Source organism: Staphylococcus sp. GDX8P80P, assembly GCF_017893095.1.
Lineage (GTDB): Bacteria > Bacillota > Bacilli > Staphylococcales > Staphylococcaceae > Staphylococcus > Staphylococcus borealis.
On sequence record NZ_JAESMI010000160.1, the window covers coordinates 1 to 7,210 of the forward strand.

11 protein-coding genes and 1 pseudogene are annotated in these 7,210 nt (G+C 31.7%); 8 read left to right on the forward strand and 4 right to left on the reverse strand.

From position 1 onward, the window contains the following. From KA858_RS11790 to KA858_RS11800, 3 genes and pseudogenes are all read left to right on the forward strand, one after another. Window positions 1-83 (forward strand): annotated as a pseudogene (locus tag KA858_RS11790) (peroxiredoxin); the annotation flags it as partial. A gap of 589 nt (window positions 84-672) precedes the next feature. Beyond that, window positions 673-1,164: a GNAT family N-acetyltransferase gene (locus tag KA858_RS11795; RefSeq protein WP_210135788.1), complete on the forward strand. Its 492-nt coding sequence runs from the start codon at window positions 673-675 to the stop codon at window positions 1,162-1,164. A 120-nt stretch (window positions 1,165-1,284) separates the two neighbouring features. After that, window positions 1,285-1,902: a LysE/ArgO family amino acid transporter gene (locus KA858_RS11800; RefSeq protein WP_210135789.1), complete on the forward strand. Its 618-nt coding sequence runs from the start codon at window positions 1,285-1,287 to the stop codon at window positions 1,900-1,902. 91 nt (window positions 1,903-1,993) lie between these two features. Here KA858_RS11800 and KA858_RS11805 read toward each other — a convergent pair whose 3' ends face one another. After that, complete coding sequence (locus KA858_RS11805) at window positions 1,994-2,602, reverse strand: histidine phosphatase family protein (protein ID WP_210135790.1); 609 nt, start codon at window positions 2,600-2,602, stop codon at window positions 1,994-1,996. 226 nt (window positions 2,603-2,828) lie between these two features. Here KA858_RS11805 and KA858_RS11810 point away from each other — a divergent pair, with 226 nt between their 5' ends. Next, a complete protein-coding gene (locus KA858_RS11810; RefSeq protein WP_053029866.1) occupies window positions 2,829-3,071 on the forward strand; it encodes a hypothetical protein in 243 nt (80 codons plus the stop codon). On the opposite strand, the gene KA858_RS11815 is transcribed toward KA858_RS11810, so the two are convergent. Then, the gene (locus KA858_RS11815) at window positions 3,063-3,266 is read right to left on the reverse strand and encodes a sterile alpha motif-like domain-containing protein (protein WP_053029867.1); all 204 of its coding nucleotides are present in this window, start codon (window positions 3,264-3,266) and stop codon (window positions 3,063-3,065) included. The two genes, KA858_RS11810 and KA858_RS11815, sit on opposite strands and share 9 nt — an antisense overlap. A gap of 551 nt (window positions 3,267-3,817) precedes the next feature. Between KA858_RS11815 and tsaA the strand changes: the two genes are divergently transcribed. The 3 genes from tsaA to lnsA all read left to right on the forward strand — a co-directional run bounded on the left by tsaA (window position 3,818) and on the right by lnsA (window position 4,984). Beyond that, window positions 3,818-4,075, forward strand: coding sequence for a type II toxin-antitoxin system antitoxin TsaA (gene tsaA / locus KA858_RS11820; RefSeq protein WP_053029868.1), 258 nt, complete (start codon window positions 3,818-3,820; stop codon window positions 4,073-4,075). A gap of 23 nt (window positions 4,076-4,098) precedes the next feature. Then, window positions 4,099-4,287: a type II toxin-antitoxin system toxin TsaT gene (tsaT, locus tag KA858_RS11825; protein ID WP_053029869.1), complete on the forward strand. Its 189-nt coding sequence runs from the start codon at window positions 4,099-4,101 to the stop codon at window positions 4,285-4,287. Window positions 4,288-4,402: 115 nt separating this feature from the next. Beyond that, window positions 4,403-4,984, forward strand: coding sequence for a lipoprotein N-acylation protein LnsA (gene lnsA / locus KA858_RS11830; RefSeq protein ID WP_210135791.1), 582 nt, complete (start codon window positions 4,403-4,405; stop codon window positions 4,982-4,984). Window positions 4,985-5,099: 115 nt separating this feature from the next. Here the strand turns inward: lnsA and KA858_RS11835 are convergent, their stop codons facing one another. Next, a complete protein-coding gene (locus KA858_RS11835) occupies window positions 5,100-5,336 on the reverse strand; it encodes a hypothetical protein (protein ID WP_070855152.1) in 237 nt (78 codons plus the stop codon). A gap of 160 nt (window positions 5,337-5,496) precedes the next feature. On the opposite strand from KA858_RS11835, the gene KA858_RS11840 reads away from it, so the two are divergent. Further along, window positions 5,497-6,234, forward strand: a complete 738-nt coding sequence (locus tag KA858_RS11840; RefSeq protein ID WP_348634762.1) for a hypothetical protein — start codon at window positions 5,497-5,499, stop codon at window positions 6,232-6,234. A gap of 251 nt (window positions 6,235-6,485) precedes the next feature. On the opposite strand, the gene KA858_RS11845 is transcribed toward KA858_RS11840, so the two are convergent. Then, window positions 6,486-7,100 carry a GNAT family N-acetyltransferase gene (locus tag KA858_RS11845; protein ID WP_193839604.1) on the reverse strand — a complete coding sequence of 205 codons (615 nt, stop codon included), beginning with the start codon at window positions 7,098-7,100 and terminating at the stop codon, window positions 6,486-6,488. Between the last annotated feature and the right edge of the window lie 110 nt (window positions 7,101-7,210).

A 7,210-nucleotide genomic window follows, 5' to 3' on the forward strand; every position in this document is an offset into this window, starting at 1 on the left:
AAGATGCACATGAATTCTGTCCATATTCTAAAGCAACACGCGGTAATATCGACGTTGACTTAAATGTGGAAGTTGTAGAATAATTGCATTTTAAATAAAATCAGTCTGGGACATAAATAATATAATCATGCTAATTAGCAAATTCGCAGTAGCTGACTGAACTGAGAAGGCGCTTAAATCAAGCTTTTCTCAGTTATAGTCATCCTTGCGGAGGTGGGCGGGGCCCCAACACAAAAAATCACGAAAGTGATTTTACAAGCTAAGCAAGTTGAGGTCGGGGCCCCAGCAAAGAGAATTTCATCAAGAAATTCTACAAGCAAAGCAAGCTGGGAGTCGGGGCCCCAACACAAAAAATCACGAAAGTGATTTTACAAGCTAAGCAAGTTGGGGTTACAACGAATTCAAAAAGAATTCTGTCCCACTCCCTTACCTTTAGACACAAAAATTCTTTTTTTCTAGAATTTTTGTGTCTTCTTTTTTTGTGAAATTTTCAGATTTAAGTTATTCTATAAATACAGTAAATAAATAACTTTATAAAACATTTATACATATTAAATCTCAAATAGTTTATAATAAAATTGTTTTTACATCAATTTTTTTGAGCTTGCCCTATTAATCATATAAATTTTGCGATTATAGAACTGTAATCTATGATAGGTATAGGAGGACATAATGACAACGATTCGTATACTAAAACAAAATGACTTAGCATATTATACTCAATTATTATCAAGTAATTCCCACACGTATTCATGGGATAAAGTATATCTCGAGAATATCTCTAATGATGACCTGAATCAAATACTTTCTGATGATGAAGCATTTTGTAATATCATCGGTGCTTTCAAGGATGATAAACTTGTTGCATGTGTGACATTACGTCAGTTAAAACAAGTTGGAACTTCCCATAAAGCCATGCTAGAGAATTTATTCTTTCTTGATAAGAAAGATGAAACAACACTTCAAGATTTAATGAAAGCTGCTTTAGATTATGCCAAATCTCGTAATATCGAAAAACTAATGACATGTGTGACGTCTAATAACATTACCGGTAAAATCTTTTTCTCATCTTTAGGATTTGAAACGTTAGGACTTGAAGCGAAATCTTCAAAAATTGGTGATGAATATTTTGATGTACATTGGTTATTATATGATATTGTCTAACCCTTTTTCATAATTGCTTAACATTATTCTAGACATTTCATATGTGACCTTTATAATGGGTTTTATATTCTAAATTTTCAGAATTTGTTAATCCAAAATCGCTTCTATGTGAGGTGTAAAATGATACAAGCTGTTATACACGGGCTCTTATTGGCAATAGGCTTAATACTACCTTTAGGTGCCCAAAATATATTTGTCTTTAACCAAGGGGCCAATCAAACCAAATTTCGGCATGCATTGCCTGCTGTAATTACCGCTGGACTATGTGATTCTTTACTCATAGTATTAGCTGTCATAGGTGTATCTTTAATCCTTATGTCATTTCCACTGCTCCAAATTGTAGTATACATCATTGGATTAGTGTTTCTACTATATATGGCATGGTCATTGTGGCATGAGCAAAGTACGCAATTAGATGATCAGAGGGGAATCTCACCTGCTGAGCAAATTAGCTTCGCTCTCTCTGTTTCACTCCTTAATCCACATGCAATTATGGATACAATTGGAGTGATTGGTACAAGTGCTTCTGCCTACGCCGGTTCTGAAAAGATAGCTTTTACTATAGCGACGATTAGTATTTCATGGTTGTGGTTTATCTTTTTAGCAATTGCTGGACGCAGTGTGGGTCACTTCGATAAGTCCGGTCGATTATTGATAATATTAAATAAAATATCAAGCATTATCATTGTTATCGTTGCATTAATGATACTTCAAAAAATGTTTTATTTACTATTTTAAAAAGTGTTGTTCTATATGCGTTGAGGACTCATTCTAAATAGCACACTAAAAAATCTCTACAAGTCTTTTGTAGAGATTTTCATAAGCCAATTTAATTTTCATGTTTAGATATATCACCATTTTCTGGATCAATTTTTTCTATAAATTGAAATGCGTTATTGTCATATATAAATTTTAAAATATGACAATTTCCAATAAAGTATTGCGTTGCTGCTGTATCTCCAATAACTTTTCTTAAAAAAACATCAAGTGTCGTTCCATGACTGACAACTAAATTAGTTTCACTGTCTGTGGTACGCATAATTTCGGTTAACGTGCCGATAAAACGCGCTTCAACTTCATCCTTAGATTCTCCGTCAAACACAACCAAACGGTCTCCAAATGCATCTTCGACATCATAATTTGAATTTAGTAAATCATTACTTTCCCCTTCTAAAATCCCAAAATGCCATTCTTTAAGTCCCTTTAGACGCTTATAGTCTTGATCAGGTACAACACATTCTAACGTATCACATGCACGTTCTGAACTTGATGAATATAAATTTCCAAATGTAATTTGATGTGCCTCAAAATATTGACCTGCTTGTTTAGCTTGAGCGATGCCTAAGTTTGTTAGAGGAGAGTCACTTGCCCCTTGCACCTTGCCTCTTAGATTAAACATTGTTTGTCCATGTCTCATTAAATAGAGTGTTTTTACCATTATATACACCTCAAACTTAAATTTTGCTTCTAATCATTCACTTTTATCGAAAGTGTTACTAATTACTAATAATTCTTAAGCACAATTGAATTTTCGAGTAATAGTATACATTAATTTTTTGATTTTCAAAAACAAGAACATTAAAAAAATTTATAAAGTGGTTTGAATCCCGTCATGATGGGTATAAATTATTATAAGATTCACAATTCTAAAAGGAGTGTCATTGATGAGCAATCATAATGAATATAATTATGTTAATCCAAATAAGCTCTCGTTAGATTGGGAATGTTTAATCATAAGCAAAACAGACATGTTATTAGATGGTGTTCCCCAAGAATTAATTAATTCTTGGATGGACAGAAATATTATTGAACCTTTTTCAATAAAAAATAATGAAATTAACTTTAAAACTAAAGATGTGTGGAATGCGTTAAACACGCAAAATTGGTATTACGCTCACTCAAATTAATTTATATAAACTTATTGCTCTATTTGTACTTTCAATAAGTTGGTGATCGACGTAGTTTGACATAACGTACGCTCTAATTACTTGATTATTTCGTTCATGTTTCGGAAACTCACCGTCATTCTCGATATACTGAGCTAAACTTCCAAGAGGCGTATCATCGTTAATAAACCCAATTACAAAATCATAAAATGTCATAGTTCCCCCTCCTCAGTTTAATTATGCTTTCTTTGAATATTTCATTATTAATTTTGTCTAAACATATAATATAACTCAACTTTAATATGTAAATAGCATTTATTTTGCTTATTTGTAGTATATAATGTCTTACATTTAATATACTGTTAAAGATTATTAAATCATTAACCCAATAAATAATCACTAAATTTATCATTTATTTAATGGTTTCTTGTTGAAATTGTTACAATTAAGTGAATCATTCGAGGTACGTTTATTTAATTGTGCAGCATATATGAATTTGAAAATAACTATTCAACTCAATTTTTAATTTAATAAGAGATATGATGTCAACCGTTGCCTTATAGCGGTTGGCTTTTTTGTATTTAAAAATGTTGTAATATTAGTTTGATATTCATTATTCCTTACTTTCCAAATATTAGCAACTAAATTTTCACCAAATTTCAATATTAAGATAAAAACATTTAATTACTTTGATTAACTCGTGTTACCGGTATAAAATAAATGATATGATGTTAGTAAGTTTAACGAATTATAAAGAGGTGACACCCATGAATAATAATAAAATTTTTTGGATAAATATTTTTATGACACTTTTATTTCTGGGCTTTAATATCGTTGTCACCTATAATCCAGATTTAGATGATTTCTTTTGGCTAGTTCCAGGACTTACGGTTAGTGGCATTACCATTATATTAAGTTTGAGCACTGCCCTTATTTGTAAGAACATAGTTAGCGAAGTGATTTTTCTAATTAATATTGTTATGCTTCTATACTACATTTATCCTATGGTATATACATTTTTTTAAATTAATATTTAGGAGGCTTACACATGAGTTTGCATTTAACCATATTATTATGGCTCGGGATCATTTTCGTAGTAGCAGCCTCAATTATATTGGGCTTATTACTTAAATCTAAAAAAGAAGAACGCAAAGAATCATACTTAGGCTTTACCGTCATATTTTATATTTTCGGATTTGCATTATTAATCTATGTATTCATATTCGGTATATTATAACGGTGAATTTGGGAGTGTGACAGGAATCTTATTACATTCATTGTCGCACGCCCTTTTTTATTGTTATCTATATGCAATATTCATAAATGTTTAATAATTACTAAGGAGTTCAAAAATGAAATGTCTAATTTCTTCATTTATAAAAATACAATTAGTAATATTAATTACTTTTCTACCTTATTCGACGCATGCAATCGCGCATACAGATGATACAAAAGTACTCTCTCCAACCGAAGATGATTTTGATTTACAGCCAGGTGATATCATACTTACTAAGGGCCCAGTTTTATTTGGGTTCTTTGGACATTCAAGCATTGCATTAGATCATGATACTGTTTTACAAATAGAAGGTCCAGGTGATGAACCCATTACTGAATCCTTTCATTCTTTCAAACAACGATTTGGTGAAGGAAGGGATGATTGGATTAAAATTTATCGTTGTACTATGCCAGGTGCTGGAGAGAAAGCTGCCAAATGGGCTGAAACACACTATAAAGATACAGATAAAACCTATTTAGTCACTTTAAATCTTAAGAGCGAAAGATTTACATACTGCACTAAAATTATTTATCAGGCGTACAAATATGGTGTAAGTAAAAATGCTATTAATGAACATAGATTACTTATCATTTCCCCTTATGCCCTAGTCGACAACTTCACTGATGATTACCAACTCCAATTAGTTAAACAATATTAAATAGATTTACCAAGGGCGTGTGACAGAAATAAAATTTTTTCAAATTTTATTTCGTTGTACTACTGCCAATATATTTGCAGCCCGAGACATCGATTGTTGTCTCAGGCTTTTTTGATTACACTGTTTCTTTAAAATAATTAATGAAATGCTCGTTTTCTTCTAATAAATCAATATACGAAATAGAACTAAACGGGATAATACGTGTACAATTTTTTAGCGGATAGATAATAATTTCATTTTCATAATCTAAATGAATATCATTTTCCATCACCATTTTTTTAGTACCTACCACAATCGCAATGGCTTTAAAATCATTGTTATCAAAGTACCTTTTTAATAATTTTTTATTCATGTTATCTCACATCCTATTCACTTCATATTTACCATTATTTTGTAAAATATCAATGAAGTTACTGTATGTTTTATGTAAATTTGTTTTTGAAAATATTTTCAAAAAATAAAAACATTCAATATCTATTTCATTATAAAATAATAATATATTAAATTTAGGAGTGACTATATTGAAAAAAGTTTTATTTACATTATTATTAAGCCTAGTTCTATTAGCAGGCTGTAGCTTTTCAAACCAAGACAAGGAAAACGATCATTCTAAGTCTAAGACAACATCTCAAGATAACAAAGATAATGATAAAGAGAAAGACAATCAACAGTCTAGTGCTAAATCGTCAAATAAAGATGCGCAAAGTGATCTTCCATCCACGCAACAAAGTAATGACGACAACTCGTCTAACAAACAAGACTCAGTGTCCCAAGACACTAAGCAAATTGATGTTCAAAATATAACTGATCGAGCAACATTAGAAACAGTGATTTATAGTAATAACTATACTGAAATAGAAAAAATTGCTGCATACAATAGCGCAGTAGCTAATGGCGTCATTCCTCAAGGGAATGTGATGGAAGGCCCTGCAAGCGCTGCATACGACAGCTCATTACGCGTTGAACGTGGACAAGAAAAATCAATTTATGATCAATCAAACCAAACTTCTGAGACAGATGATATAGATGATCCTAATGCAGAAATCAATGCTGCCACTAATGAGGATGAGTATGTTGATGCTTTGAGAAAGAAATATAACGGTGGCTTATCTTCAGGAGAACTTCAAACAAAACACGCCATTGAAGAAGGTTATTATGATGGTGATGATGCTGATGAAGTGTATGAAACAATTCAACAACGCGAACAAGATATAGCTAACGGTAAATATGATAAGTACAAGCGTAATTAGTAAAAATTGAGTTGAATAGACATAGAGAGTAGCTAACATGAGGCTGGGACATTATAAAATGTTTCAGCTTCCTTGTTATCTTGGCAATCGCTGATTGATTTGAAAATGCGCTTAAATCAAGCATTATTCAAACCTAGTCATCCTTGACGGCGAGGCCCCAACAAAGAGCATTTCACTAAGAAATTCTACAAGTTAAGCAAGCTGAGTACGGATAAAGCATTTACTTTATTCCTCTCCCGCACCCGATGATGTTATGCTTTATTTACTTCTTTTCTCATTTTATAAAGATAGTATGGTTTATGATTAATTTCTCCAACAATTTCAAATCCCATTTTTTGATACAATTTCAATGCTGCTTTATTATCTTTCACTACTGTTAACGATAGTTTACTAAATCCTGATGCTTTAGCTTTTTGTTCTGCAACATTTATAAGTTGTTGACCGACACCTTTCCCTCTGGCATTAGGCATCGTCGCTAGCATACTAATATGATATTCATCTTCGTTGCCTTCATCCATCGTAACAAGTGAATAAAACGATTTTGGGTGTGTGATGATAGATTTGAAGGGTTTAATTTTATTCATTGAAATAATTTGAAGTACGGTTGGTATCAACGCCTCATCAATTTGTTTTAAGGGACTGCACGTGATCGCACCAAGAACTTGGTCACCTTCTAAAGCCACAAATGACATATCATGACTAAATCGATTCGCATGATTTTGCCATAATCGTTGTAAGTCTTCAACAATTTCTTTATCTTTAGATTTACCTAGTATAATCGGCGCCATGTCGTCTATTGCCGCATATATTAATTGTCCTCCTTCTTGATGATGCGGTTGTGCTGATTGAATAGTTAATTTAGTCAATGTTATTCCTCCTTATTTAACTATTTACTTATTTTTTAAAATTAAACGATAAAGTCCGTATAATTGTGTAAAAGTAAAAAGGCCATATAACAGTCCTTTTACGGTACAAT

Excerpts from the sequence above, each read along its gene's own strand:
- tsaT (WP_053029869.1), top strand. The coding sequence starts at position 4,099 with ATGAGTTTGCATTTAACCATATTATTATGGCTCGGGATCATTTTCGTA.
- tsaA (WP_053029868.1), top strand. The coding sequence starts at position 3,818 with ATGAATAATAATAAAATTTTTTGGATAAATATTTTTATGACACTTTTA.
- lnsA (WP_210135791.1), top strand. The coding sequence starts at position 4,403 with ATGAAATGTCTAATTTCTTCATTTATAAAAATACAATTAGTAATATTA.
- KA858_RS11815 (WP_053029867.1), bottom strand. The coding sequence starts at position 3,266 with ATGACATTTTATGATTTTGTAATTGGGTTTATTAACGATGATACGCCT.
- KA858_RS11835 (WP_070855152.1), bottom strand. The coding sequence starts at position 5,336 with ATGAATAAAAAATTATTAAAAAGGTACTTTGATAACAATGATTTTAAA.
- KA858_RS11800 (WP_210135789.1), top strand. The coding sequence starts at position 1,285 with ATGATACAAGCTGTTATACACGGGCTCTTATTGGCAATAGGCTTAATA.
- KA858_RS11810 (WP_053029866.1), top strand. The coding sequence starts at position 2,829 with ATGAGCAATCATAATGAATATAATTATGTTAATCCAAATAAGCTCTCG.
- KA858_RS11805 (WP_210135790.1), bottom strand. The coding sequence starts at position 2,602 with ATGGTAAAAACACTCTATTTAATGAGACATGGACAAACAATGTTTAAT.
- KA858_RS11795 (WP_210135788.1), top strand. The coding sequence starts at position 673 with ATGACAACGATTCGTATACTAAAACAAAATGACTTAGCATATTATACT.